The sequence below is a fragment of the Amycolatopsis sp. NPDC114504 genome, assembly GCF_055633595.1.
The window spans coordinates 1,116,133-1,141,763 of the sequence record NZ_JBVKDU010000002.1; the positions used below are offsets into that span (position 1 = coordinate 1,116,133).

At 70.2% G+C, this 25,631-nt stretch carries 27 protein-coding genes; 12 read left to right on the forward strand and 15 right to left on the reverse strand.

Annotated elements, in window-relative coordinates:
- The first annotated feature begins 6 nt into the window (after nt 1–6).
- Together ACZ7PG_RS17210 and ACZ7PG_RS17215 are read left to right on the forward strand one after the other, a co-directional pair.
- Nucleotides 7–531 carry an RNA polymerase sigma factor gene (locus ACZ7PG_RS17210; RefSeq protein WP_470240015.1) on the forward strand — a complete coding sequence of 175 codons (525 nt, stop codon included), beginning with the start codon at nt 7–9 and terminating at the stop codon, nt 529–531.
- The gene (locus ACZ7PG_RS17215; RefSeq protein ID WP_470240016.1) at nt 524–1,405 is read left to right on the forward strand and encodes a VOC family protein; all 882 of its coding nucleotides are present in this window, start codon (nt 524–526) and stop codon (nt 1,403–1,405) included. Before ACZ7PG_RS17210 ends, ACZ7PG_RS17215 begins: the two co-directional genes overlap by 8 nt.
- Here ACZ7PG_RS17215 and ACZ7PG_RS17220 read toward each other — a convergent pair.
- From ACZ7PG_RS17220 to ACZ7PG_RS17230, 3 genes are all read right to left on the reverse strand, one after another.
- Nucleotides 1,402–3,168: a gamma-glutamyltransferase family protein gene (locus ACZ7PG_RS17220; RefSeq protein ID WP_470240017.1), complete on the reverse strand. Its 1,767-nt coding sequence runs from the start codon at nt 3,166–3,168 to the stop codon at nt 1,402–1,404. The genes ACZ7PG_RS17215 and ACZ7PG_RS17220 overlap by 4 nt on opposite strands.
- A gap of 30 nt (nt 3,169–3,198) precedes the next feature.
- Complete coding sequence (locus ACZ7PG_RS17225) at nt 3,199–3,591, reverse strand: VOC family protein (protein ID WP_470240018.1); 393 nt, start codon at nt 3,589–3,591, stop codon at nt 3,199–3,201.
- Between the two features lie 123 nt (nt 3,592–3,714).
- Nucleotides 3,715–5,019, reverse strand: a complete 1,305-nt coding sequence (locus tag ACZ7PG_RS17230) for a UDP-glucose dehydrogenase family protein (RefSeq protein ID WP_470240019.1) — start codon at nt 5,017–5,019, stop codon at nt 3,715–3,717.
- A 138-nt stretch (nt 5,020–5,157) separates the two neighbouring features.
- On the opposite strand from ACZ7PG_RS17230, the gene ACZ7PG_RS17235 reads away from it, so the two are divergent.
- A complete protein-coding gene (locus ACZ7PG_RS17235; RefSeq protein ID WP_470240020.1) occupies nt 5,158–5,916 on the forward strand; it encodes an SDR family NAD(P)-dependent oxidoreductase in 759 nt (252 codons plus the stop codon).
- Nucleotides 5,917–5,958: 42 nt separating this feature from the next.
- On the opposite strand, the gene ACZ7PG_RS17240 is transcribed toward ACZ7PG_RS17235, so the two are convergent.
- The 3 genes from ACZ7PG_RS17240 to ACZ7PG_RS17250 are packed head-to-tail and all read right to left on the reverse strand — an operon-like array spanning nt 5,959 to nt 8,707.
- Nucleotides 5,959–6,612, reverse strand: a complete 654-nt coding sequence (locus ACZ7PG_RS17240) for a class I SAM-dependent methyltransferase (RefSeq protein ID WP_470240021.1) — start codon at nt 6,610–6,612, stop codon at nt 5,959–5,961.
- Nucleotides 6,613–6,618: 6 nt separating this feature from the next.
- Nucleotides 6,619–7,011, reverse strand: coding sequence for a hypothetical protein (locus ACZ7PG_RS17245; protein ID WP_470240022.1), 393 nt, complete (start codon nt 7,009–7,011; stop codon nt 6,619–6,621).
- A 55-nt stretch (nt 7,012–7,066) separates the two neighbouring features.
- The gene (locus ACZ7PG_RS17250) at nt 7,067–8,707 is read right to left on the reverse strand and encodes a TM0106 family RecB-like putative nuclease (RefSeq protein ID WP_470240023.1); all 1,641 of its coding nucleotides are present in this window, start codon (nt 8,705–8,707) and stop codon (nt 7,067–7,069) included.
- A 90-nt stretch (nt 8,708–8,797) separates the two neighbouring features.
- On the opposite strand from ACZ7PG_RS17250, the gene ACZ7PG_RS17255 reads away from it, so the two are divergent.
- Together ACZ7PG_RS17255 and ACZ7PG_RS17260 are read left to right on the forward strand one after the other, a co-directional pair.
- Nucleotides 8,798–9,259 carry a DUF6474 family protein gene (locus tag ACZ7PG_RS17255; RefSeq protein WP_470240024.1) on the forward strand — a complete coding sequence of 154 codons (462 nt, stop codon included), beginning with the start codon at nt 8,798–8,800 and terminating at the stop codon, nt 9,257–9,259.
- 96 nt (nt 9,260–9,355) lie between these two features.
- A complete protein-coding gene (locus ACZ7PG_RS17260; protein WP_470240025.1) occupies nt 9,356–10,108 on the forward strand; it encodes a class I SAM-dependent methyltransferase in 753 nt (250 codons plus the stop codon).
- Nucleotides 10,109–10,133: 25 nt separating this feature from the next.
- Here ACZ7PG_RS17260 and ACZ7PG_RS17265 read toward each other — a convergent pair whose 3' ends face one another.
- The 4 genes from ACZ7PG_RS17265 to ACZ7PG_RS17280 are packed head-to-tail and all read right to left on the reverse strand — an operon-like array spanning nt 10,134 to nt 13,681.
- Nucleotides 10,134–11,102 carry a glycine betaine ABC transporter substrate-binding protein gene (locus ACZ7PG_RS17265; protein ID WP_470240026.1) on the reverse strand — a complete coding sequence of 323 codons (969 nt, stop codon included), beginning with the start codon at nt 11,100–11,102 and terminating at the stop codon, nt 10,134–10,136.
- On the reverse strand, nt 11,099–11,878 hold the full coding sequence (locus tag ACZ7PG_RS17270; RefSeq protein ID WP_470240027.1) for an ABC transporter permease: 780 nt from the start codon (nt 11,876–11,878) through the stop codon (nt 11,099–11,101). The genes ACZ7PG_RS17265 and ACZ7PG_RS17270 overlap by 4 nt, the downstream gene beginning before the upstream one ends.
- Entirely contained in the window at nt 11,875–13,041 is a 1,167-nt protein-coding gene (locus tag ACZ7PG_RS17275) for an ABC transporter ATP-binding protein (RefSeq protein WP_470240028.1), read from the reverse strand. The genes ACZ7PG_RS17270 and ACZ7PG_RS17275 overlap by 4 nt, the downstream gene beginning before the upstream one ends.
- Nucleotides 13,034–13,681 carry an ABC transporter permease gene (locus ACZ7PG_RS17280; RefSeq protein ID WP_284743350.1) on the reverse strand — a complete coding sequence of 216 codons (648 nt, stop codon included), beginning with the start codon at nt 13,679–13,681 and terminating at the stop codon, nt 13,034–13,036. The genes ACZ7PG_RS17275 and ACZ7PG_RS17280 overlap by 8 nt, the downstream gene beginning before the upstream one ends.
- Nucleotides 13,682–13,933: 252 nt before the next feature.
- Here ACZ7PG_RS17280 and ACZ7PG_RS17285 point away from each other — a divergent pair, with 252 nt between their 5' ends.
- From ACZ7PG_RS17285 to ACZ7PG_RS17300, 4 genes are all read left to right on the forward strand, one after another.
- Entirely contained in the window at nt 13,934–14,488 is a 555-nt protein-coding gene (locus ACZ7PG_RS17285; RefSeq protein WP_470240029.1) for a DUF5455 family protein, read from the forward strand.
- A gap of 76 nt (nt 14,489–14,564) precedes the next feature.
- Nucleotides 14,565–15,323 carry a YcnI family copper-binding membrane protein gene (locus ACZ7PG_RS17290; RefSeq protein ID WP_470240030.1) on the forward strand — a complete coding sequence of 253 codons (759 nt, stop codon included), beginning with the start codon at nt 14,565–14,567 and terminating at the stop codon, nt 15,321–15,323.
- Complete coding sequence (locus ACZ7PG_RS17295; RefSeq protein ID WP_470240031.1) at nt 15,324–15,872, forward strand: copper resistance CopC family protein; 549 nt, start codon at nt 15,324–15,326, stop codon at nt 15,870–15,872.
- Nucleotides 15,873–15,877: 5 nt separating this feature from the next.
- Entirely contained in the window at nt 15,878–16,906 is a 1,029-nt protein-coding gene (locus ACZ7PG_RS17300; RefSeq protein WP_470240032.1) for a copper resistance D family protein, read from the forward strand.
- Between the two features lie 211 nt (nt 16,907–17,117).
- On the opposite strand, the gene ACZ7PG_RS17305 is transcribed toward ACZ7PG_RS17300, so the two are convergent.
- Entirely contained in the window at nt 17,118–18,005 is an 888-nt protein-coding gene (locus tag ACZ7PG_RS17305) for a phosphotransferase (RefSeq protein WP_470240033.1), read from the reverse strand.
- Nucleotides 18,006–18,024: 19 nt separating this feature from the next.
- On the reverse strand, nt 18,025–19,410 hold the full coding sequence (locus tag ACZ7PG_RS17310; RefSeq protein WP_470240034.1) for a tetratricopeptide repeat protein: 1,386 nt from the start codon (nt 19,408–19,410) through the stop codon (nt 18,025–18,027).
- 337 nt (nt 19,411–19,747) lie between these two features.
- Here ACZ7PG_RS17310 and ACZ7PG_RS17315 point away from each other — a divergent pair, with 337 nt between their 5' ends.
- Nucleotides 19,748–20,083, forward strand: coding sequence for a hypothetical protein (locus ACZ7PG_RS17315; RefSeq protein WP_470240035.1), 336 nt, complete (start codon nt 19,748–19,750; stop codon nt 20,081–20,083).
- Nucleotides 20,084–20,096: 13 nt separating this feature from the next.
- Nucleotides 20,097–20,519, forward strand: a complete 423-nt coding sequence (locus tag ACZ7PG_RS17320) for a hypothetical protein (protein ID WP_470240036.1) — start codon at nt 20,097–20,099, stop codon at nt 20,517–20,519.
- A gap of 365 nt (nt 20,520–20,884) precedes the next feature.
- Here ACZ7PG_RS17320 and ACZ7PG_RS17325 read toward each other — a convergent pair whose 3' ends face one another.
- Both ACZ7PG_RS17325 and ACZ7PG_RS17330 read right to left on the reverse strand, forming a co-directional pair.
- On the reverse strand, nt 20,885–22,153 hold the full coding sequence (locus ACZ7PG_RS17325) for an MFS transporter (RefSeq protein ID WP_470240037.1): 1,269 nt from the start codon (nt 22,151–22,153) through the stop codon (nt 20,885–20,887).
- Nucleotides 22,143–23,468, reverse strand: a complete 1,326-nt coding sequence (locus ACZ7PG_RS17330; RefSeq protein ID WP_470240783.1) for a GH1 family beta-glucosidase — start codon at nt 23,466–23,468, stop codon at nt 22,143–22,145. The genes ACZ7PG_RS17325 and ACZ7PG_RS17330 overlap by 11 nt, the downstream gene beginning before the upstream one ends.
- Before the next feature lie 129 nt (nt 23,469–23,597).
- On the opposite strand from ACZ7PG_RS17330, the gene ACZ7PG_RS17335 reads away from it, so the two are divergent.
- Entirely contained in the window at nt 23,598–24,245 is a 648-nt protein-coding gene (locus ACZ7PG_RS17335) for a TetR/AcrR family transcriptional regulator (RefSeq protein ID WP_470240038.1), read from the forward strand.
- 160 nt (nt 24,246–24,405) lie between these two features.
- On the opposite strand, the gene ACZ7PG_RS17340 is transcribed toward ACZ7PG_RS17335, so the two are convergent.
- Complete coding sequence (locus ACZ7PG_RS17340) at nt 24,406–25,590, reverse strand: amino acid deaminase/aldolase (protein ID WP_470240039.1); 1,185 nt, start codon at nt 25,588–25,590, stop codon at nt 24,406–24,408.
- Between the last annotated feature and the right edge of the window lie 41 nt (nt 25,591–25,631).

The window sequence follows — 25,631 nt, forward strand, 5'->3', positions numbered from 1 at the left end:
GAGGGTGTGACGGAACCTCGGGTACGACCGGACCCGGCCTTCGCGCTGCTCGGGCTCTACGAGACCGCGCTGCCGGAGGTTTACGGGTACCTGCTGTCCCGCTGCGGCGACCGCACGCTCGCCGAGGAGCTGACGTCCGAGACGTTCCTCGGGGCGGTCGCCGCCTGTCGCAAGGAGTACGCACCTCCAGTGAGCACCGGGTGGCTGATCGGCGTCGCCCGGCACAAGCTCGCCGACCACTGGCGGCGCAAAGAACGTGAGGAACGCGGGCTGCGGCTGGTGCACGACAGTGAACCGGACGTCGAGGACCCGTGGGACGAGCAGCTCGACGCCCTGCGCGCGAGACAGGTGCTCGAATCCCTCGGGTCGCACCACCGCGCGGCCCTGACCCTGCGGTACGTCGACGGCCTCGGCGTGCCCGAGGTCGCCGGCCACCTGGGACGCAGCGTGCACGCCACCGAGGCGTTGCTCGTGCGGGCCCGTGCCGCGTTCCGGCGCGTCTACGAGGAGAAGGAGGGTCGCGATGCTTGAGCCTTTCGACGCGCTTCGCCGGCCTTCCGAGCGGGTCGGCCCCGACCCGGACTTCGCCGCCGAACTGCGCGACAACCTGCGTCGCGTCATCTTGAACGGAGCCGATATGACGACCACTTCAGAGGCGCCGGCCACCGACGCCGAACTGCGCTCGCTGACGCCCTACCTCGCGGTGTCCGACGCGCGGGCCGCGCTCGACTTCTACGTCGACGTCTTCGGCGCGTCCCGCCGCGGCGAGCCGATCCTCATGGACGACGGCCGCATCGGGCACGCCGAGCTGGCCATCGGCGACGCGGTGCTGATGCTCGCCGAGGAGTACCCGGAGATCGGGCACGTCGCGCCGCAGACGGGCGGCGCGTCGGTGCGGGTGGAGGTGCCGGACGCGGACGTCAGCGTGAACCGGGCACTGGAGCTGGGTGCGACGCTGATCCGCGCGGTCAGCGACTCGCCGTACGGCCGCGGCGGCTCGTTCCGCGACCCGTTCGGCCAGCGCTGGCTGGTCTCGCAGGCGTCGCCGAAGCCCGAGCCGCAGCCGAAGCAGGGCGAGTCGATGTACTTCACGTTCCAGGTCCCGGACGCCGAGCCCGCGAAGACGTTCTACGGCGCGGTCCTCGGCTGGCAGTTCTCCCCCGGCTCGACCGAAGGCGCCTGGGGCATTGAGGGCGACGGACGGCCAGGCGGCCTGTGGGGCGGCCCGGGCCGCCAGGTCGGCTGGAAGCTGATGTTCGCGGTGGACGATCTCGACGCGGCCCTGACCCGGGTCGGCGAACAAGGCGGCCAGGCGGGCGAGATCGAGAACCACCCGTACGGACTCACCGCCGACTGCACCGACAACCAGGGCATCGAGTTCTGGCTCTGGCAGCAGCCGAGCTAACGGCCCGCGGCGTAGCCCTGCATTCCCCGGGCGTTGGCCGCCGCGCGCAGCAACTCGCCGTCTCGCGACACCGCGGCCAAGCGTCCCAGCGCCCAGTCGCCCGCGTCCACGATCTCGTGGCCGCGGGCGCGCAGCGCGTCCAGAGTGGACGCACCCAGCCGGGACTCGACCACCAGCTCGCGCGGGTTCCACGAGCGGGGGTAGAACGAGCTGGGGAACGCCGTCGTGTGCCAGGCCGGGGCGTCGATCGACTCCTGGAGGTTCAGGCCGCCGTACACGTGGGCCAGCCAGAAGCACAGCTGCCACTGGTCCTGCTGGTCGCCGCCCGGGGTGCCGAAAGCCAGCGTCGGCACGCCGTCGCGCAGGGCCAGGGACGGCGACAGCGTGATCCGGGGACGCTTGCGGGGCGCCAGCGAGTTCGGCAGGCCCTGCTCCAGCCAGAACATCTGCCCGCGCGAATCGAGGCAGAAGCCCAGCGACGGGATCGTCGGGCTCGACTGCAGCCAGCCGCCCGACGGCGTCAGCGACACGAGGTTGCCCGCCGCGTCGACGACGTCGAGGTGGACCGTGTCGCCGCGGGTCTCTCCCTGGGGGCCGACCGTCGGCTCGCCCGTCGCGCCGCCTTCGGCCTTCACGCCCTGCAGCGAATCCAGGATCGCCGGGAGCCGGGCCGGCCCGCGGGCGTCGCCGGGACGAAGCTCCGCGGACGCCGTGTCGGTGATCAGGGCCCGCCGGGAATCCGTGTAGGACGCGGAAAGCAGCACGTCCAGGGGCACGTCGGTGTCGCCGTACCAGGCTTCGCGGTCGGCGAAGGCGAGCTTCGCCGCCTCGGTCGCCAGGTGCACCGTGCGCTCCGACGGCACGCCGTCCACAAAGGACAGCTCGTCGCGGAAGCCGTGCATCAGCAGCGCCTGCTGCAGCAACGCCGGACCCTGCGTCCAGCCGCCCATCTTGACCAGGCGCCAGTCGCCGACATCCACTGAGGCCGGTTCTTCGTACGACGCCGACCACGACGCCAGGTCGTCGCCGGTCAGCAGGCCCGCGTGGTCGCGACCGGAGTCGTCGCGGAACGCCTGCCGGCTGAACGCGTCGATCGCTTCGGCGACGAAACCCTGTGACCAGGCACGACGTCCCGCGTCGATCTGTGCTTCACGCCCCGGGACGGACTCCGCCTCGCGCAGGAGACGCTCCCAGGTGTCCGCCAAGACCGGGTTCCGGTGCAGGCCGGAAGCCGGCTTGCCGTCCGGCATCCACAGCGCCGCCGACGTCGGCCAGTGCTCGGTGAACAGCTGCGAGACGGCGCGGATCGTGTCGCCGACCCGCGGCACCAGCGGGACGCCGTTGCGCGCGTAGCCGATCGCGTACGTCAGCACCTGGCGAAGCGACTTCGTGCCGTAGTCGCGAAGCAGCAGGAGCCAGCCGTCCCACGCGCCGGGGACGGTCGCCGGGAGCAGGCCGCTGCCCGGAATCAAATCGAGCCCCAGCGACGCGAAGTGCTCCGGCGTGGCCCCCGCGGGCGACGGGCCTTGACCGGCCAGTGCCCGCGGGGTCGGGTCGTCCGCCGTCACGAAGAGGCCGGGTACCTGGCCCGCCGGTCCGCAGAGGTGCGGTTCGGCGACCTGCAGGACGAACCCGGCGGCGACCGCCGCGTCGAACGCGTTGCCGCCGTCTTCCAGCACCGCCATCCCGGTGGCCGAAGCCAGCCAGTGCGTCGATGCCACCATCCCGAAGGTGCCGGCCAGCTCGGGCCTCGTCGTGAACATGCCCCGATAGTACGCATTGCTAAGGAACTTTTACCAGGACGTCGCGCGGCGCCGCTCCGGCTCGTACGGCTGCGTGATGATTTCCATCCCGTTGCCGCCGGGATCGAGGAAATAGACCCCGCGGCCGCCGTGGTTGTGGTTGATTTCGCCGATTTGCTTCCCCATCGGATCGGCGTGGTACGTCACGCCCGTTTCGACGAGCCTCGCGAAGACGGCGTCGAAGTCGTCCTCCGGGACCAGGAAGCAGTAGTGCTGCAGGCGAAGGTCGTCTTCGGGGATGGTCGCGAAGTCCAGCCGGACGCCGTTGCGGACCTCGACGGGAATGAATGGACCCCATTCCTCCCCGACTTCGAGGCCGAGCAGGTTCGCCAGGAATTCGGCGGATTCCCGGTTGTTCCGGGACGGGACGATCAGGTGGTTCAATTCAACGGAAACGGATACTGACACGAGTGAAATGCCTCCGGGGCACTCCCGCCACCTCCATGCCTCACCCAGCCGGTGACCGACACGCGATGCCGTGCGGCCAGCCTAGCCAAGATCGACGCGTCAAGAAACCTTGATTCGCGCCGCCGCCCGCGGCCGCCCGACGCCCTGCCAGGACAGCCCCGCGTCGACGATCACCCGCGGGTCGAGCAGGTTGCGCGTGTCGACGACGTCGATGCCGTCCATGAGCTCGGCCATCGCCGCCCAGTCGAGGTGCTTGAACTCGGCCCACTCGGTCAGCACGACGACGGCGTCCGCGTCCTTCGCGACCTGGTAGGCGTCGTCGACCACGGTCATCCCGTCGATCCCGCCGTCGACGGCCGGGTCGTAGGCGGTCAGCTCCGCGCCCAGCGCGCACAGCACCGACGACACGGCGAGCGCGGGCGAGTCCCGCAGGTCGTTGGTGCCCGCCTTGAACGCCAGGCCCAGCACGCCGATCCGCGCCCCGGCCAGGGTGCCGCCGACCGCGCCTGCGATCTTCGCGACGATCCGGTCGCGCTGGGCGATGTTCTCGTCGATGGCCGAGGTCAGCATCTTGAAGTCGTAGTTGACCGACTCGGCCACCTTGACCAGCGCACTCGTGTCCTTCGGCAGGCACGAGCCGCCCCAGCCGGGGCCGGGCTTGAGGAACGTCCGCCCGATCCGCCGGTCGTAGCCCATGCCCGCGGTGACCAGGTCGATGTCCGCGCCGAGTCGTTCGCAGAGCTCGGCGATGGAGTTGACGTACGAGAGCTTGAGCGCGAGGTAGCAGTTCGCGGCGTACTTCACGAGCTCCGCGCTCGCCGCGTCGGCGACGACGACCGGCGCGTCCAGCTCGGCGTAGAGGTCGCCGACCCACTGCGCGGCGGCGAAGTCGTCCGAGCCGACGACGATCCGGTCCGGGCCCAGGAAGTCCGCGACCGCGGTGCCCTCGCGGAGGAACTCGGGGTTCGACACCACGGGCACGTCCGCGCGGCCGAGCATCTCCTCGATCCGCTTCGACGTGCCGACCGGCACGGTCGACTTGGTGACCAGCGCGCAGCCGGCGGGCAGGACGTCGCCGATCTCGGCGGCCACCGCCTCGACCGCGCGCAGGTCCGCGGAGCCGCCCGCGCCCATCGGCGTCGGCACGCAGAGGAACACCGCTTCCGCGTCGCGGACCGCGTCACGCGCGCCGACGACGAACTGGAGGCGGCCGGTCGAGAGCCCGCGGGCGACCAGGTCGGTCAGCCCCGGTTCGAGGATGTCCACCCGGCCGGCGCTCAGCCGGGAGACCTTCGCGCGGTCGACGTCCACGCAGGTGACGGAATGCCCGAGGCTGGCCAGGCAAGCCCCCGTGGTCAAGCCGACGTAACCGGTACCTACCACCACGATCCGAGCTGGCGTCATGGTGCTGAAGGTGACAGCCGGAGTTGACCACGACGCTAACGGAACCGGTCGTACCCGATAGCGGTGAGCGAAGACACGAATCGCCCGTGCGAACGAGCGTTAACCTGGGGCGGCGAACCACAGCGAAGGGAACGGCAGATGCAGATCACCGACACCGCGGCGCTCGTCACCGGGGGCGCGTCCGGCCTCGGCGGAGCGACGGCGAAGGCCCTCGCGGCCAAAGGCGCGCGGGTGTTCGCGCTCGACCTGGCGCCGTCCATCGAGAAGGCCGAGCAGATCGACGGGATCACCTACGTCGAGGCCGACGTGACCGACGTCGAGCAGGTCGAGGCCGCCGTCGCGACCGCGGCGGGCTCGGGTGTGCCGCTGCGGACGGTGGTGAACTGCGCCGGCATCGGGCCGTCCGCGCGGATCCTGTCCAAGAAGGGCCGCCACGACCTCGCGCTGTACGCGAAGGTCATCCAGATCAACCTGATCGGCACGTTCAACGTGCTGACGGTCGCGTCCGAGGCGATCGCGAAGACCGAGCCGCTCGAGGACAACGCCCGCGGCGTCATCATCAACACGGCGTCGATCGCCGCTTTCGACGGCCAGATCGGGCAGGTCGCCTACTCGTCGTCCAAGGGCGGGGTCGTCGGCATGACGCTGCCCGCGGCGCGTGACCTGGCCTCGCACGGCATCCGCGTGCTGACCATCGCGCCGGGCATCGTCGACACCCCGATGCTCGCCACGGTCAGCGACGAGTTCCGCGCGACGCTCGCCGCCGGCATCCCGTTCCCGAAGCGCCTCGCGCGCCCGGACGAGTACGCGCAGCTCGCGCTGTCGCTCATCGACCACGACTACCTGAACGGCGAGGTCGTCCGCATGGACGGCTCGCTCCGGATGGCCCCGCGCTGACGCCGAGGGCGGCGCTTCTCCCCGGAAGTGCCGCCCCGGCCGTCAGCGGGAGAGGCGGACCTCCAGGCCGATGCCATCGGTGGTGACCGAGCAGCCACCGAAAGCGCTCTCCGCGGCCAGCGCCTCGAACTGTTCCCGCGTGAACGCGCGGCGCCGCAGCCACCCCAGCGTCTGCCGCACGGTGAACCCGGCGACGGCGCCGACGTTCATCCCGGCCACCTCGCGGCCGATGTCCGCACCGGTGGCCTCGTGGTTCAGGTCGTGGATCACCGCGAACCCACCCGGGCGCAGCACCCGGTGCATTTCGTTCAGCGCAGCCACCGGCTGCCGGAAGTTCTTGAACGCGGCCTGGCAGACCAGGAAGTCGAACGACTCATCGGCGAACGGCGCGTGCGTGATGTCGCCTTGCCGGAAGTCGACGTCCAGACCGGCGCTGTTCTCCCGGGCGATTTCGACCATCGTGTGGCTGATGTCGAGCCCGGTGACGCGGAAGCCGCGCTTCGCCAGCTCGATGGCGAAGAAGCCCGGCCCGGGCGCGACCTCCAGAACGTCGGCACCGTCCTTCAGCCCGGACGTGACCTCGGCGGCCTGCTTCCGGTACTGCGCGAGCTGCGGCTCGGTGCCGCGGTTCTTGGCGTACCAGCGGGCCTGGAAGCCCTCCATCTCGGGAACTCTGTGCTTGCGGGTGGTTTCCATCGGTTCCTACCTCTCCACGAACTCCCCCAGGTCGTCCGGGAATTCGCCGGTTTCGTGAAAGTGGCGCCAGGCATCGATGCCCGGTAGCGCGCCCGTGGTCAGTTCTTCGAGGAAGCCGCGCACCCAGCGCCCCTCGGCTTCCGTCATCGCGATGTCGTACTCGACCTCCACCAGGAACAGCCGCGGCATCAAGGGCCGTAGCTGTTCCAGGGCCGCCCGCCGCGCCTCGACGTGGTCCTCGAACTCCGCCCGCCCGGCCGGGGTGATCCGGTAGACGGTCCGCTCGGGCCGCCCGCCGCAGCCCCCCGAAGCGGCGGATTTCGAGGTTTGCGACGACCTGTAGCGAACCGCGCTTGATCGGCATGCCGGCGTCCTGGCCGCGCCGCTCGAGTTCGGCAAGACAGACAGTACCGACAAGCTTCTCGGTCGGCAAGTGTCTTAGTCGGCGAGCTACTCAGAGATCGAACATGTACGGGACTTCGGCCTGCGCCCGCTCGCTGATCCACTCCCGCAGCGCGTGCGTCGCCAGGACGTCGTCCTCGTTGTAGCGCAGCAGGCGCTCGCGCTGGCCGGCGTCGGGGTTCTCGCCGTCCATGCCGACCGCGTCGCGGTACCAGCGCATCGATGCCTCGCCGCCCGCCTCCGGGTCGCGCCAGGAGAACCCGGCCACCGGGGCGATCACCTTCAGGCCCTTGCCCTGGGAGCACAGGAACTGGTCGGTGACGCTGCGGAAGAGGTCGACCCACTCGTCGGAATCCACAAAGGACTGGATTTCCTTCTTCGTGGGGATGCCGAGGTGGTCGCCGAAGCGCTCGACCGAGCCGAAGAGCCAGCGGTTCTCGGCGAGCGCGTTGTAGCAGTAGGCGCGGAACGTCAGGCCGGCCGCTTCGGTGCGCTCGCGGACGTCGGTGAACCAGGCCCAGAACTCGGCGAAGGAGCGGGCTTCGTCGTCGGTCGGCAGCGGGTCCCACGTCGCGAAGGCGCGGTAGCCGGGCTCCAGCCCGATGTCGGCGCCGGTCAGCAGGCAGCCCCACAGGTACGCGCCGGCGTCGCCGAAGCTCTCCATGTCGACGTCGACCTCGACGTCGGCGCGCGGCACCTCGACGCGGTCGACGCGGCGCACCAGCGTCAGGTCGGCCAGCCAGGCGCGGGCGAGCACGACGGCGTCCGGGAACGTCACGCCGGTCCAGTTGACGTCGGGTGCCTCGCCCGCCGGGTCGAGCGCGGCCAGCTTGTCCACAGTGGACACGCCGGCGCGGCGCAGCTCCACCGCGTCCTCGCCGCGGACCACCAGGCTGACGTCGCGGGTCTCGGTGAGCACCACCTCGCACGTCGGCCACCACGGGCAGCGGCGGCACTCCAGCACGCGCGACGGCTCGGCCAGCGCCTCCTCGCCGTTCGCGGCCGCGCTGGCGATCGCGAGCCGGTCGGCGAAGCGGGCCTGGTACTCGGTGAGCGCGCTGCGCCCGCCCGGCCAGGTGCCCGCGGTGAGGTCGTGCCAGACGACGACGTCGGCGTCGAGGCCGATGACGCCGCCGAGGACGAGGCTCTCGTCGGCCTGCCCGAGCGTCTGCAGCATGCGGCGGATGTGCACGAGCCGGAGCTGGTCGCGCGGCTGCGAGCGGACCTTGCGGGTCTCGTCGGCGGCGCGGTGGGCCGGGTCGAGGTCGGTCGGCGCGGTGACGACGGCGCCGGTGCCGCGGTCGGTGATGCGGTGGCGCACGACGAGCACCGGCACGTAGCCGCGGCCGGTGCGCACGAGCAGGTCGATGCCGCCGCGCCGGTGCCCGGCCGGGTCGACCGGCAGCAGCGCGCCCCAGATGTAGGGCGCTTTCTCGGCGAACGCCTGCTCAGTCCGCTCGACGCGCTCGTGCGCCGGGAGGTCGCGGGCGATCTTCACCCAGTGGCCGGGGTTGGCGGCCATCAACCTGCTGACGATGTCCTCGCGGTGGGCGGTCGCGTCGTCGATCCGCTGCTGCGCCGTCGGGTCCGGCGGGGAAAGCGGTACCTCGCGCATCGCGGGGTCGTGCTCGAGGTGCACACGCCGGCGGCAGCGGCTGACCGCTCCCGCGTCGAGTACCACCTCGCCCTTCATGGAGATCACTCTAGATTCCCACCGCCGAGCCGACATGCCCGCCACCCGGGCGACCAGTAAGTTCGACCTCGACACGTCGTTGGAGGTGCCATGGCGCGCAAGGCCAAGGTCGAGGGTGATGCCAGGTTCACCCCCAAGAAGGCGAAGAACGCGGTCGCGGTGGCGAAGGTGCTCGGCCCCGTCGTGATCCCGGTCGTCGCGCCGTTCGCGGTGCGCGCGGCGGGCAGTGCCCGGGAGCTGTACGACCGCTACCAGGCGCGCAAGCTCGGCGTCGCGGTCGACCAGCTGGGTTCGTACACCGGTCGCGGCGCGGCGCTGCACGCCCGGATCGCGGGGGTGGCCGACGGCTGCCGGGACCTGGAGAAGTCGGACAAGGCGTCGGCGGCGGACAAGACGTTCGCGACCGACTCGCTCGGCACGCTGGAGCAGCTGTCGGCGTCGGTGCGGGCGGCGGAGCGGATGCCGGCGGCGCGGCGCAAGGCCGTGCACCGCGCGGTGGCCGGCGAGCTGGAGCGGCTGGAAGGCAACCTGCTGCACCGGCTGGGCATCTGACCCGATCGGGTGGGCCGGGAGTAGTCTGCCGTCCGGGCCAGGGGGCCTTGGCGGCACACTTCATCCGGCGGATCACCACAGTGCAGGAGCAGGACCATGGAACTCGCGCACGACTTCGGCGCGGTCAAGGACGACGCCCTGCGCTTCCGCGAGGAGCTGCTGCTCCGGAAGGAGAAGCTGGCGCCGGACTTCGCCTGGTACCCCTACGACACCATGGCGAACGTCTTCCACCTGGACGCGTTGCTGTCGGGGCCGCGGCGGGAGATCTTCGCCGAGATCGCGGGCACGCCGGTGGCCGACATCGGCGCGGCGGACGGGGACTTCGGGTTCTACCTGGACCAGCGGCTCGGCTGCGCGGTCGACATCATCGACAACGCGCCCACCAACTTCAACAGGCTGCGCGGCGCGCGGCTGCTGACCGAGCACCTGGGGTCGACCGCGGCCGTCCACGAGATCGACCTGGACAGCCAGTTCACCCTGCCGCGCGAGCACTACGGCGCCGTGTTCTTCCTCGGGCTGCTCTACCACCTGAAGAACCCGTTCTACGTGCTGGAACAGCTGGCCCGGCGCGCCGAGCTCTGCTTCCTCTCGACGCGGATCGCGCAGGTCACGACCACCGGCACCCGGATCGCGGACGCGCCGGTCGCCTACCTGGTCAGCCCGGAAGAGACCAACAACGACGCCACGAACTTCTGGATCTTCTCCGAGGCCGGCCTGCGCCGGCTGCTGGAACGCGCGGGCTGGGAGGTGCTGGACTTCGTCACGGTCGGCTGCACCACCGATTCCGACCCGGCTTCCCCGGACCGCGACGAGCGCGCGTTCACGTTGCTGCGAAGCAAGGTGAAGTGAACGCGCGCTCGTAAGGCGGACCGGGCTACTTCACGAAGCCCTTCGAGACCATCCAGGCGTGGGCCACCTTGCCCGGGTCCTGGCCGTCGACGTCGACCTGCTTGCACAGCTGGACCATCTGCTCGTTGTCGAGCGCCGCGCCGATCTTCTCCAGCGGGCCGCGGATGTCCGGGTGTGCCTTGAGGAACTCCGTGCGCAGCGTCGGGACCGCGTTGTACTGCGGGAACGCCTTCTTGTCGTCCTCGAGCACCCGCAGGTTGAGCCCGGAGATCCGGCCGTCGGTGGTGAACACCTCGCCGACCGGGCACGTGCCGCTCGCGACCGCCGAGTAGATCGTGCCGATACCGAAGTTCTCGATCTTCGGGCTCTGGAAGCCGTAGGCCTTCACCGCCGCCGGGAACCCGTCCTGGCGGCTGGTGAACTCCGTCTCCAGGCAGAACACGTTCTGGTCCGGCTTCTGCTTGAGGAACGCCGCGAGGTCGGACGTCGTCTTCAGGTTGTTCTTCGCGCCGTACTCCTCGGTGACGGCGAACGCGTACTGGTCGTTGAGCGGCGAGTAGTTCAGCCAGCTGACGCCGAACTTCTCTTCGTCGGCCTTGGCCGTCGCCTCGTACTGGGCCTTCTCGCCACCGGGCACCGGGAGCTCGTTGCCCTGGTAGTTGATCCAGCCGGTGCCGGTGTACTCCCAGGTGACGTCGGTCTGCCCGGACAGCAGCGCCTGCCGCGACGAGTTGGACCCCTTGATGTCCGACAGGTCGACGACGTCCGCGCCCGCCGCGGACAGCGCCATCTCGGACAGGTACGCCAGGATGATGTTCTCGGTGAAGTCCTTGGACCCCACCGTCACCTTCAGGCCCTGCAGCGACGGGATCGGCTGGATCGAGCCCGGCTGGATGTCGTACGGCACCGCCTGGTTGACCGTCAGCCCGCACGCGGAGAGCGTCGCGCCCAGCACGGCCGCGCCGAGGACTGCCGTAATGCGCCGGAGTTTCATCGCAGCCCCTTCGGTCCGAAGAACTGTTCGGCGACCGCGCCCAGCCAGTCCACCAGCAGCGCCAGCGCGACGGCCAGCACCGAGCCGGTCACCAGCACCGAGGTCAGGTTCAGCTTGTAGCCCGTGTCGATCAGCAGCCCGAACCCGCCGGCGTTGACGAACATGCCGAACGTCGCCGTGCCCACCGCCAGGACGAGCGAGGTGCGCAGACCGGCCAGGATCAGCGGGACGGCCAGCGGCAGCTCGACCCGCCACAGCACCGCGGTCGCCGACATCCCGATGCCGCGGCCGGCGTCGATCAGCGACTCGTCGACCTGCTGGATGCCGACCATCGTGTTCCGCAGCACCGGCAGCAGCGAGTAGAAGGCCAGCGGCAGCGCCGCCACCCACAGCCCGCCGACCGAGCCGGTGACGATGAACCAGAGGACCAGGACGCCGAGCGCCGGCGCGGCCTGGCCGATGTTCGCGATCGCCAAGAAGATCGGCGCCAGGAAGCGCGCCCACGGCCGTGTCACGATCACCCCGAGCGGGACGGCGACCAGCACGACGATCGCGGTCACCACGAGCGTCATCAGCACGTGGTCCCACAGCGCCGTGAACAGCGAAGACGCGTTGAGCGTCTCCTTCTCGGTCGCGTTCAACCCGCTGGAGAAGACCCAGATCAGCGTGACGGCGACGATCACCAGCACCACGACGGGCTGCGCGAACAGCCGGAGGCGTTCCGCGCGCTTGGAGCCGGACTCGGTACTGAAACCGGTATCGACGGCAGCCGTCATGCGGACACCTCCTCACCGTTCGTGTGGTCCTCGCGCAGCTGCTGGATGGTCGCGATCACGGTGTCCAGCTGGATGGTGCCCGCGTACTCGCCGCGCGCGCCGGTCACCGGCACCGAGCCACCCTCGGCGAGCATCGCCTCGAGCGCGTCCTGCAGCGTCGACTGCAGGCTGACGACGTCCCGCAGCGGTTTGCCCGCGGTGGCCAGCGACGCCCCCGCGCTCAGGTCGCGCAGGTGCACCCAGCGCGTCGGGCGGCGGCGCGCGTCCAGGACCAGCGCGAAGTGCTTGCGCTGGTCTTCGAGCTTCTTGCGGACCTCGGCCGGGTCGTCGTCGACCGACGCGGTCAGCGCGTCCTGCGCCAGCTCGACGTCGCGGACCCGCAGCAGCGTCAGCTGCTTCAGCGAGGCACCCGCGCCGACGAAGCCGGCGACCGTGTCGTTGGCCGGGTTGGCCAGGATCGCCTCGGGCGTGTCGTACTGCATGATCGACGACTGGTTGCCGAGCACGGCGATCTTGTCGCCGAGCTTCACGGCCTCGTCGAAGTCGTGCGTGACGAACACGATCGTCTTCTTCAGCTCGCTCTGCAGCCGCAGGAGCTCGTCCTGCAGGTTGCCGCGGGTGATCGGGTCGACCGCGCCGAACGGCTCGTCCATCAGCAGCACCGGCGGGTCCGCCGCGAGCGCCCTGGCGACGCCGACGCGCTGCTGCTGGCCGCCGGAGAGCTGGCGCGGGAAGCGGTCGCGGAAGTCGCCCGCGTCCAGCCCGACCAGGTCCATCATCTCCTCGACCCGGTCGTTGACCTTCTTCTTGTCCCAGCCGAGCAGGCCCGGCACGACGCCGATGTTCTGCGCGACGGTGAAGTGCGGGAACAGGCCGGCCTGCTGGATCGCGTAGCCGATCCGGCGGCGCAGGGTGTCGACGTCGAGGCCGAGCGCGTCCTCGCCACCGATGGTGATCTTGCCGGAGGTCGGCTGAACCAGCCGGTTGATCATCCGCATCGTCGTGGTCTTGCCACAGCCGGACGGGCCGACGAAGACCACGATCTTGCCGGCGGGCACGACCATGGAGAAGTCGTCCACCGCCGCTTCGCGGGTGCCGGGGTACCGCTTGGTCACGTGCTCCAGCTCGATCTCGACGCCGGAGACTTCCTCGTTCTCAGCCACGGACACCCCTAGAAATGGTGAAGCGCTTGATCAGGACGTAGATGCCGTCGAGGAGCAGGGCGAGGATGACGACCCCGACCGTCCCGGTGACGGCTTGGTTCAGGGAGTTCGTGCTCCCCGCGTTCGTCAGCCCGGAGAAGACCTCGGCACCGAAGCCGGGACCCTTCGCGTAGGCGGCGATCACGGCGATGCCCATCAGCATCTGGGTGGCCACCCGCATGCCGGTGAGGATCGCCGGCCAGGCCAGCCGCAGCTCGACCCGGGTGAGCACGCCGAAGCGGCTCATCCCGATGCCGCGCGCGGCGTCGGTGATCGCCGGGTCGACGCCGTCGAGCCCGACGATGGTGTTCCGGACGATCGGGAGGAGGCCGTAGAGCACCAGCGCGATCACGGCCGTCGTCGGACCGAGCCCCGAGATCGGGATCAGCAGGCCCAGGAGGGCGAACGACGGGACCGTCAGGATCGTGCTCGCCAGCGCCGTGGCCACCGCCGAACCGATCGGGCTGCGGTAGACCGCCACCCCGATCAGCACGCCGAGGACCGCCGCGAGGATCGTGCACTGCACCACCATGCTGGTGTGCAGGTAAGCCTCCAGCCAGAGCTTGCTCGCCCGGTCGGAGATGTAGTCGAAGAGGTTCATCCGTGTCCGCTCTCCCGCCTTTGCGCAGGCCTTCACCCGATCGGGCTAGTTCCTGACCGACGGCTCAGTACCCAGCGCGACGCCGGACCAAACCCCCGTTTCGGCCTACCGGTTCCGCCAACCTTGGCCTTTCCGGGCGTGATCGGCAAGAAATGACCTGAACCACGGCGTGGCGCGGTCCGTGAACTCGGTGTGTGCTCACTTCCCGGGATCACACGCTCACGCCGGAGCGGGTCCCTTAGGCTGCTCCTCATGAGCGTTCCGGCACGGCGTCCTGCCGTGCTGGGTGCTACCCGGGGTGTGTCGCTCGCCGTGTGCGCCTCGGCGCTTTCCGTGACCGCGCACCGGATGGCCGACGGCGGCCTGCCCGACCCGGCGATGACCGTGCTGCTCGCCGGTCTCTTCGGCTGGACCGCGACCGCGCTGGCCCGCAAGGCGCGCGGGACGGTCGCCACGATCTCCCTGCTCGGTGCCGCCCAGCTCGTGATGCACCTGCTGCTCAACACGCTCGCCGACCACCACGACATGGACGCCATGTCCGGCGGCGGCGGGCTCGGCACCGGCCTCGGCATGGTGACCGCGCACGCCGTCGCGACCTTGCTGGCCGCGCTCCTGCTCGCCCGCGCGGACGCGATGCTCCTCGCGGTGCTCGCCGTGCTGCGCGCGATCCTGCCGCGGTTGCTCGCCGCACTGCCGGTGCCGGCGGCTCCCGCGCTCGTCCCGGTGCGCGTGGCCGCGCCGGGTCACCTGGTCGGCGTCGACCTGCGCCGGATCCGCGGGCGGCGCGGCCCGCCCGTCCACTCCTGAAGCCCAGCTCATCCCCCACACCGGCCCGGTCCCCGAACCGAGCCGTCCCTTTCTTGAGTTCATCAGGAGTGAACCCATGTCCCAGCACGTCTTCAAGCGCGCCGGTTTCCTCGCCGCCACCGTCGGTGCCGCCGGTCTCCTCGGTGCGGGCATCGCCTCCGCGCACGTCACCGCCAATGTCTACGGCCCGCAGCCGACGAAGGGTGGCTACGCCGCGATCGTGTTCCGCGTGCCGAGCGAGGAGCCGACGACCACGACCACCAAGGTCGCCGTCGACTTCAAGGCCGACTACGGCATCGGCTCGGTGCGGACCAAGCCGCTGCCCGGCTGGACCGCCGAGGTGACGAAGTCGAAGCTGCCGACCCCCATCACCAAGGACAACGGCACGCAGATCACCGAAGCCGTCACCGCAGTGACGTGGACCGCGCAGCCGGGCAACGAGCTGAAGGCCACCGACTACCAGGAGTTCTCGGTCAGCTTCGGCCCGCTGCCGACGAACGTCGACCAGGTGGAGTTCCCGGCGCACCAGACCTACAGCGACGGCAAGGTCGTCGACTGGAACCAGCCGACGCCGGCGGGCGGAGAGGAGCCGGAGCACCCGGCGCCGGTCGTCAAGCTGGCCGCGAAGGCCGCGGAAGGCGACGAGCACGCCGGGATGGACGCCAACACGGCGTCGACCACCGGCGAGCACACCGAAGCCGCGGCGGCTTCCGACAGCACGGCCCGCTGGCTCGGCGGAGCGGGCCTGCTCCTCGGCGCCGTCGGCCTCGGCGTCGGAGCCGGCGCCACCATCCGGGCCCGCAAGGCCACGGCGAAGCCGGGAGGCAACAGCTAAATGCGGAAGGCGCTCGTCGCGCTGGCGTTGACGGGGGTGCCCGCGCTCGACACCCCCACCCCGGCGCTGGCGCACAACGTGCTGATCTCTTCGGACCCGGCGAACGGCTCGTCCGTCGCCGCCGGCCCGCAGAAGGTCAGCCTGACGTTCGACCAGTACGTGCAGGGCGCGGACGTCAACCAGATCGCGGTGACCGGACCCGGCGGCGGCCAGTGGGCCGAAGGACCGATCAGCGTGGTGAACAACGTCATCAGCGCGCCCCTGCGGCCGCTCGGCCCGGCCGGGAAGTACACCGTCGGCTACCGCGTGCTGTCCGCCGACGGCCACCCGGTGACCGGTGAGCTCAGCTTCACCCTGACCGCGGCGGGCACCGGCACGCCGGCGACCGTCGACGCGGCGAAGTCGCCGGGCAGCTCGTCGTCCGCGGCTCCGCAGTCCGGCTCGACCGGGGTGCCGATCTGGGTCTGGATCGCCGGCGCGGTCGTGCTGCTGGCGATCGGGCTGACCGTGGCCCTGCGATCGGGCCGGCCCGTGGAAGAGAAGAAGTAGCAGCGATGACCCAGGCCGAGACCACCAAGAAACCCCGCTATTCGACGCTGCTGTGCGTCGTGACGGCGGGTCTGCTCGGCGCCCTGATCGGCGTCGCGCTGATGGCCACCACCCCGGTCCCCGGCGTGGTGCAGCCCAGCGCGGTGGTCTCGGCCGGCATCCCGGTCGTGCGGGTCCTGCTCGACCTCGCCGCGGTCACGACCATCGGCCTGGCGCTGCTGTCGGTGCTCGTCGGCTACGACCGGCCGAAGCTGACCGAGCCGATCATGCGGCTGGCCCGCCCGGCCGGGGTCGCGGCTGCGCTCGTCTGGGCCACGACCGCCGTCGTCGCGCTGATCCTGCAGACCGCGGAGTACAAGCCCGGCTCCTCGACGCTCTCCGCGGGGGACATCGGCGGCTACATCGCCAACGTCGGCGCGGGGAAGGCGCTCGTCATCGTCGCCGTGCTCGCGCTCGGCCACGCCGGGATCGGCGCGCTGGCCCTGCGCTTCGGCGAGAAGGTGCCCGCCGAGGTCCGCGTCGGGCTCGGCCTGTTCGCGCTGCTGCCGCTGCCGGTCACCGGGCACGCGTCGAACTGGAACTACCACGACTACACGATGATCTCGATGGAGCTGCACGTCATGAGCGCCGTCGCCTGGACCGGCGGCCTCGGCGCGATGACCGTGCTCCTCGTCGCGAACCGGACGCTGCTCGCGCACGCGATGCCCCGGTTCTCGAAGCTCGCGACGCTCTGCCTGATCCTCTCCGCGGCGACCGGGCTGTTCAACGGCCTGGTCGAGATCTCGCTCAACCCGACCATCGGCTTCTGGGCGGCGATCTTCACGACGCCGTACGGGCAGCTCTTCGTCCTGAAGTTCCTGTGCACCGGCGTCATCGCGCTGCTCGGGGCGTACACCCGCTGGCGGCTGATGCCGCAGATCGTCCGGCACAACCGCACGGCCCTCGCCGGGTGGGCGACGCTCGAGCTGACCGTCATGGGACTGGCGTTCGGCTTCGCGGTCGTGCTGACGCGGGCGCCGGTCGTCGCGTCTTGAAAGCCTTTCCCCGCAGGTAGAGCCGGTCTGAAGTCACGCCGAGTAGCTGCAACTTGCGCATTGGGATGAGAGGTAGACCATTGGGGGCGACCTGTCGGGCCGAACTTTCTACCCAGAGAAGAGCGCATTTCACAAGCGACGAACGGTCATCTGCCGTCGTCGAATGCACGTGCAGATTGTGGCGCCGATCACACGAAGTGACAGATATCGATCAACGGTAACGCGTCCACCGGGAGTCCGTCCGGGCGTTCCGGAGATCGTCCAAACGGCGGTAGAGCTCGGGGCGCACCTGGGGCCGGCTGCGCAGGATCGGCAGCACGCTCGTCGTCAGCTTCAGCTCGCGGATCGCCCTGAGCACGGCGAACCCGGGCCACGACGTCACGTCGAAGCCGTACGCCGCGGCGAACGTCCGGTAGCGCACCGGCGGGTCACCGAACCGCTCGCGGCCGACGGCCAGCGGCGTCAGGTCCCATTCCGGCGGGCCGACGCACGACGAGTCGAAGTCGCAGAGCACCGGGCCGTCCGGACCGGGGATGACGTTGCCCGGGTACGCGTCGCCGTGGACCAGGCTCCTGGGCAGCGGAAACTCCAGCTCCGCCAGCGCGGCCTCGAGCTCGGCGCAGCGGTCGAGCAGGAACGCGCGGTCGCCGTCGGTGAGCTCTTCGGCGTCGGACACCCGGGCCCGCACCGCGGCGAACGGCGCCCACTCGGCGAGACCGTCGGGCGCGGGCAGCGCGTGCACCTGGCGCAGCAGCCGGGCCAGGTCGGTGGACGTCGCCGCCCGGCCGATGCTCGGCACCTGGTGCCACACGGTCACCAGGTGCCCGCCGACCGGCAGCGGCTGCTCCACGGTGTCGAGCAGCCGGATCGCGGGGACGTCGTGGCGTTCGAAGTGCCGGGCCACGCGGACCACGGTTTCGACGCGGTGCCGGAGCCGGGTGGACCCGACGATCCGGATCACGAAAGGCGCGGTGACCAGCGCGTACACCGCGTTGTTGGTGAACCGCAGGAGCCGTGCGCCCGCCGGGTCGAAACCCAGCAGGGCGCACGTCTCGGCCAGTACGCCACGCAGCTTGCCGGAGGTGAACCGGCCGTCCAAGACGCCGGCGCCTTCGGCGTTATGCGGCGTAGAAAGCGTTGAGGCGGTCGGCGAGGTCACGGGCGTCGGCGTTGTTGCGGCGGCGTTCGGCCTCGTCTTGCAGGGGCCGCATGCGGTCCTTGACCCGCTCGGACTTGATGCCCTCGGCGCAGTCGATGGCCTTGCCGCCGACCTTGGCGCCGTGGTCGAGGTCGCCGTCCAGCAGGTGGTTCGTGGCCAGCGCGCTCAGCATGAACGTCTTGGAGCGGGCCATCTCGTCGTCGTAGGACTCGACGGCCCTGGTCAGCGCCGGGATCGCGTACTTCGTGTGCTCGGTGTTCTTCTGCGCGAGGACCGTGTGGACGGTGCCGACCATCGCGTAGACGTCGGTCTCGGTGAAGAACTTCACCCACGACTCGGCCTCGGCCAGGTTGGCGCGCTCGAACTCGTCCTTGCTCCGGCCGAGCAGCTTCACCGCCTGCTCTTCGTTGCCCATCATCGCGTAGGCCCAGGCCTCGTTCGCGCAGAGCACGGAGACCGCCAGCTCGGAACCGGATTCCTGAGCGGCGATCTGGCCCAGCTGGAACAGCTTCAACGCATCGTTCGGGGCGTCCTGGTGCAGGTAGACGCGGCCCATGCGGTAGAGGACGTTGGCGACCAGCGGGTGGTTTTCGCCCTGCTTGGCCAGGTCCAGCGCGTTCGCGAAGTGGCCGCGGGCGGAGTCCATCAGCCCGGTGTCGAACGACGTCCAGCCGGCCAGCGAGTGGAGGTCGGCGAGCGCCACGTACAGCCGGTTCTTGACCACGTCGGCGCCGTGCGCCTCGAGCATCTGCTGTCCCCAGGACAGCTGCGCGACGACGGCGTCGCGGCAGAACCCGCCGCCGTACTGGTAGTCGAGGGCCCGCAGGGCGCGCGTCGCGGCCTCCACCTGGCGCACGTCGGTCATGCCGATGCGCCCGGGCGCCGGCGTCCGCGCCGGTCCCGCCGACCACGTGCCCGATTCCGGACCGAACACCGCCGCACCCATCGTGACCTGGGCGGCGTGCGCGAGGAACCTCCGTCGCTTCACGGACTCGTCCTCCTCAGCCTGCTGGCCGTCGGCGGAGCCGACGACGCGTATCGCCGTGGCCTCGTCGTAGGCGAGGCCCATGTATCCACGGGGGACACCCAGGCCGTCGGCGATCCGCGTGAGGACGTCGTAGGCCATGACCTGGCGACCCTTGAGGATCTCCGACACCTCGGACTGGGACTGGCCGGTCATCGCGGCGATCTGGCGCTGCGAGACACCGTGCTTGCGAAGGAGCCGGTAGACGGCGCTGATCTCGCGGCTGGCGAGAGCAGCTCTCATCTCGGGCTGCTCCCACGCGTCAGCGGGAACTGCGTGGCTCTGCCGGGCGTCGGCACTGCCACCGTTACTGGCGTCCATCGCGCCCCCTCCACTGTCCGGTCGGGCGTCTGTGAAACAGCGTAAGCAAACCTGAGGAACTGTGTGAACTGGCGGACTGGCGCCCTGATCGGTCCGGGCGAAGTCCGTTGACCGCTTACCGTGGAACCGAGTCCGGTCACCGCTATGACGCCATTTCGACCTTCTATCGCACCCGGTTTCACCTCACTGTAGTTGTCAGATCTCCGTCACCGCCCGGACACCGGCAGCGATCACGGAGAGCTACGAAAACCGCAGTGGTCATGACAAAGCGATGTTGCAGAAGGCATCTTCGGAGCCCAACGGACCCGGAGACGGCAACGACAGAGCGGAGAAGGGCGTGGAGTTCGTGGACTCGTTCGCAGTGGGACATGCCGGCACGGCGACCCGCGCCGTGCGGCCGGTGGTCTCTCCCATCTCCGCCGTCCGCCCGGTCACCCCCGCCGCCGCGGTGGACCCCCGTACCGCGAACGTCCGGCACTACGAAGGCGGGCAGCTGGTGTGGCGCGTGCAGTGCGGCGACCTCATCAGCCGCGAGCGCGCGGTGACGGTGTTCGTCGAGGACAACCAGGTGGTACTGGTCTCGCCCCCCGGCGAGACCGCGCGGTTGACGTCCGGCCAGCTCGGACAGCTGCGCGCCGCGCTCAACGAAGCCGCCAAGATGGCGGAAAGGTAACGGTGAGCTGATCATGGATCAGGTACTCGGGCAGGTCCTCCGCAATGCGGTCTGGGAGCGCCTCGACATGCTGACCGACCTGGCGAACCGCGCCGACGCACAGTCGCTCGTCTCGGTCGCACGCTCCGAACTCCCCCGCTTGACGGAGGCGTGGCGCGCGATGCTGAAGATGCACGAGCCCGACGAGCGCGGCGACTGCCCCACCTGCTCGACCCGGTGGCACCGCTGCAAGGCGCCGTGCTCGGTCTGGCAGGTCGCGCACGAACACCTGGTGGCAGGCGGATTGGCGCCGCAGCAGTCCTCGTCGGACAGCCGGCTGCAGGGCCGCCGCCAGAGCCCCGTCCCGGCGCAGGGCCGACCGGCCCCCGCACCCACCGCGGCCGAGACCACCGGGCGCCACGCGCTGGTGAACCCGCGCCGAGCGGTCACGGCCTGACGGACCCCCGGGCCGTCGCCACCTCCCGCGGTGGCGACCCGGAAACCCCTGACAGGCGAGCGCGGCCGACCGATCGCCCCATCGGACCCGCGTCAGCTCTCGCCCCGGCCGGGGACTGTTTCGCCCGCACCCCCGAGCAGCGCGAACCAGTCCTCGGCCGCCCCACCCGGTCCCCACCGCGATTAATCGAAAAAAATACGCGTTAGGCCTAGCCCAGGCGGTAATCCCCCGCTAGATTGATCATCGAAGAGGCCTGGACCACTGGTTCGCCTCGACGTGACCCGCCTGTGAGCGGCCCCTGAATTCCGCGGGCCGGTGCCGTTGCACTCCCCTCCCCCGACCGGCACCGGCCCGCGGTTCCAACCTCAGCGAACCGCCTTCACCCGCAACACGAGCACCGCGGCCAAGAGCGTCGCGACGGCCGAAGCGGCGAAGAGCCCCGAGTACCCACCCAGGTAGGCCAGCACCAGCGGCGTCAGCAGCGGAGCGACCACCTGCGGCAGCGAGTTCGCGATGTTGATGACACCCAGGTCCTTCGCCCGGTCCTGCGCGGTCGGGAGCACCTGCGTCAGCATCGCCAAGGCGACCGCCATGTACGCACCGAAACCGACGCCCAGCAGCGGGGACGCCGCGAGCGCGACCGGCCAGCTCTGCCAAACGACCAGCAGCAAAGCGGCCAACGCCATCACACCGGACGCCGCAAGGACGTATGGCTTACGCCGTCCGGACTTGTCGGAGAAGTGGCCGGCGAGCACGGCACCGATGACGAGCGCTACGCCGTACAGCCCCATCATGATGAGCAGGCCCGTGTCGGGGTCTTCGTAGTGCACCGCGTCCTTGAGGAAGAACAGCAGGTAGAGCGTCCCGAACGCGTTGCCGAGGTTGATCATGAAGTGGCACGACCAGGCCCACGCGAAGTCCGGGTGCCGCCGCGGCGAGACCCACAGGTTGCGGAGGACCTCGCCGGCCTGCGACGACGGGCGGTACTCGACCGGCAGGCGCGCGTCCGGCGTCCGCAGCACGAAGAACGCGGCGCCCACGACGACGATCACCGCGCAGACCGCGTACGCCAGGGGGATCCCGGCGATGCCGAGCATCACGACGACCACGACCGCGCCCAGCACCGTGCCGAGCATCTGCGCGATGCCGACGAGCCCGCCGACCTGCGCGCGCTGCCCGACCGGGACGCGGTCGGCGATGGCGGACATGAGCGTGGCGAGCATGCCGTTGAGGCCCGCTTGGACGAGGCACCAGCCGACGATCAGCAGCGCGACGTCCGGCGCGAACGCCAGCACCAGCAGCCCGACGGCCGCGACGACCGCGCCGACGACCGTCCACGGGTGGCGGCGGCCGAAGCGCGAGGTCGTCCGGTCGGACAGCAGCCCGACGGCCGGGTTGACGATCAGCGCCACGATCGCGCCGACACCCATCACCAGCCCGAGCACGAACTCCTTGTTCACCTGGTCGAGCAGTTCGGCCTGCTGCGGCAGCAGCACCTGGATCGGCGCGTAGATCCCCAGCCAGAGCGCGATGTTCGCGAAGAACAGCAGGCTCATCCAGCCAGGCCGCACCCGCACGACGGGTTCGGCGAGGGCTTCCGGCAGACCGGTCGTCTCGGTGGTCTCACTGCTCATCCCGCACCAGCTTCCGGTACCAGTGGAACGAGTCCTTCGGCGTGCGCCGCAGGGTTTCGTAGTCGACGTGCACCAGGCCGAAGCGTGGCGCGTAACCCTTGGACCACTCGAAATTGTCCATCAGGGACCAGCAGAAGTAACCCCGGACGTCGACGCCGGCGTCCATCGCCTCGCGCAAGGCGACGAGGTGGCTGTGCAGGAAGTCGATGCGCTCGGGATCGTGCACGCCACCGTCCTCGGCGACGACGTCGGCGAAGCTGCAGCCGTTCTCGGTGATCTGGATGGGCGGCAGCTTGTCGCGGTAGCGGCGGTGGAAGTCGAGCAGCAGCTCGCGCAGGGCGTGCGGGACGATCGGCGAGTCGTTGGTCGTCATCGGATAGCCCTCGATCGGGCGAAGGTCGAAGGGCAGCGGGTTGCCCGGACTGGGCTTCGCGACCCCCTGCGGTTCGTAGTAGTTGACGCCGTAGAAGTCGAGCGGCTGCGCGATGGTGGGCAGGTCGTCGGCGAACCCGGCGGGGAGGTGCTCGTGGAGCTGTTCGGGATAGCTGCCGAGCAGCACGGGGTCGGCGTAGAGCCGGTTGAGCAGCGCGTCGAGCCACTCCGCGGCTCCTTCGTCTTCCGCGGAGTCGTCGGTGGGCCAGATCGGCGAGTGGTTGTTGGCGGTGCCGATGTTCGTCGCACCGGCCGCGCGGAGGGCCTGGACGGCGAGTCCGTGCGCGAGGTTCTGGTGGTGCGCGGTCGGGATGGCGTCGAGCAGGAGCGTCTGGCCGGGCGCGTACTCGCCGATGGCGTAGCCGAAGATCGACATCACCATGGGCTCGTTGAGCGGAATCCACAGTTTCACCCGATCGGCGAAGCGCTCTCCGAGGATGTGAGCGTATTCGGCGAAGCGCTCAGCGGTCGTGCGGGAGAGCCAGCCGCCGTCGTCTTCGATCGCCTGCGGGGTGTCCCAGTGGTAGAGCGTGACGGCGGGAGCGATCCCGGCTTCGCAGACGGCGTCGATGAGCTTGTCGTAGAAGCCGAGTCCCTCGGAGTTGGGCGCGCCCTTGCCGTCGGGCTGGATGCGGGGCCAGGCGATGGACATGCGGTAGGCACCGACACCGAGCTCCGCCATCAGGGCGATGTCTTCGGGGTAGCGGTGGTAGTGGTCGGCCGCTACGTTTGCTTGTTCACCGCGGGCGATCTTGCCCTCGGTCGCGGTGAACGTGTCCCAGATGGACGGTCCGCGCCCACCTTCGCTGGTGGCGCCCTCGATCTGGAACGCCGAAGTCGAGACACCCCAGAGGAAGCCGGGCGGGAAGATCGGGTTCTGCACCGGTGCTGACCCCTTCGTCAGGCCACCCGTACGGGTGAACATGAAAAGTTCTCATATACTAGGTCTTCACTCGTCCGTGGGGAAGCCCGTCGGCACGATAAAGTCCCAGATCAGACGAGGAGGAGCGCCGTGTCCGACATCCAGGCCGCGAAGGTGCCGGCAGAAGCCACCCCCTTGCGCCGTCAGCCGGTCCAGCAGCGAAGCGCGAAGCGAGTCGAGCAGATGCTCGACGCGAGCGCGGCGCTGATCGACGAGCTTGGCTACGACGCACTCACGACGACCCTGATCGCCAAACGAGCGGGTGTGGCGGTGGGTTCGCTGTACCAGTTCTTCCCGGACAAGCGCGCGGTCGTGCAAGCGCTTACCGCCCGCAACCTGGAGAGGTTCGTCGGCGCGGTGAACGAGCGGCTGAAGCAGCTCGGCCCCGAGCACTGGTGGGACGTCGTCGATTCGATCCTCGACATCTACCTCGAGATGCACAGATCGGTCCCGGGCTTCTCGAAGGTCCACTTCGGCGACATCATCGACCGCCAGCTGCTGGACGAGACCCGCGACAACAACGCGGTGATCGTGGACTCCCTGACGGACCTGGTGTCCACGCAGGTGGACCGGCCGGTGGAGGACCTGCGGTTCGCGATCGGCATCGCCAACGAGGTGGCGGACGCGCTGCTGAAGCTGGCGTTCCGCAAGGAGCCGAGCGGAGACGAGAAGATCGTCGCCGAGGCGAAGTACGTGGTGAAGGGGTATCTGGCGGCTCGGTTCGGGGAGCGGTCCTAGCTGTCCACAGAAGTTGTCCACAGGCATCCACAGCTGTGGACAACCCGGCGGCTTGGGCCGGTTGATTCGCCCGTCCGGGACTGGGCACAAGACGAAGGTCGCTGCCCCGTCCGCGCGGCGATATCGGCGTTCTGCCGCACGGACGTAGTACCGCGGCGGCTCAGCCGAAGTTCTGGTGCTCGCCTCGGTACGTCGGGACCGTTCGCTCGACCCGGTCGCCCATCACCAGGTGGTAGTGCGTGAAACGCTCCGCCAGCTCGCCCGCCTTCGCGTGCCGAAGCCACACCCGGTCGCCCAGGTTCAGGGTTCGGACTGCTCGGCCTGTTACCGGGGTCTGGACCTCGCCCGCTCCCTCGAAGCCGAGGAACTTCAGGCCCGTCGGGAGGTACGGCGTCGGCTGGCGGGATGGGCCCGTGGGCCCTGATGCGATGTAGCCGCCCGAGTACAGCGTGGCGATCTTGCGGGTTGGGCGGCGGACCACCGGCAGCGCGAACAGCGCCGCCGGGCGGGGCTTGAAGCGGGTGTACCCGTCGAACAGTGTCGGGCCGATCAAGCCCGAGCCTGCCGCGATCTCCGTGACCACCGCGTCCGCGCCCGTGGACTCGATGCTTCCCGTGCCGCCGCCGTTCACGAACTCCAGGTCCGCCACTTCGCTCACCGCGCGGACCGCTTCGCCGCGGCGGCGGTTCAGCTCCGCCGCCGAACGGCGTTGCATCCAGCCGATCACCGCCTGGTTCAGCCTGCGGCCGGCCGCGTCGCCGAGGCCGGCGATCTGGCCCTCGTACGCCATCACGCCCACCAGGCGGAAGCCCGGCCGCGCGACGACCTGGCGGGCGAACGTCAATGCCTGCTTCGGCGTGAAAATCGGGGAACGGCGGGTGCCTACGTGGACTCCCGGCAGCGGGCGCCACGACGCGTCCAGCTCCAGGCACACCCGGATCTCCGGGTGGCCGTGACCGAGAGCCGCGTCCACCAAATCCAGATGCGAAGGCGAGTCCACCATGATCGTGACCGCCGCGCGGGCCTGGTCGGACGCCGCCAGGCGGCGGAGGGCTTCGTGGTCGGCCGTCGGGTAGGCGACAACGACGTCGTCCGTCGTGCCCTGCTCGACGTGCCAGATCGCTTCCGACAGCGAGTAGCACATCAGGCCCTCGAAGCCCGGCATCGCGAGCACGCGCTCCAGCAACGCGCGGCAGCGGACCGACTTGCTGACCACGCGGATCGGCTTGCCCGCCGCGCGGCGGTGGAGGTCGCCGGCGTTCGCGTCGAAGGCCGCCAAGTCGACCACGGCCAAGGGTGGATCGAGGTCCTTGGTCGCCAAGTCGTACACCGTCGCACTGGTCACGAGGTCTAAAGTACGACACGAAGGCTTGAAACGCGAATACT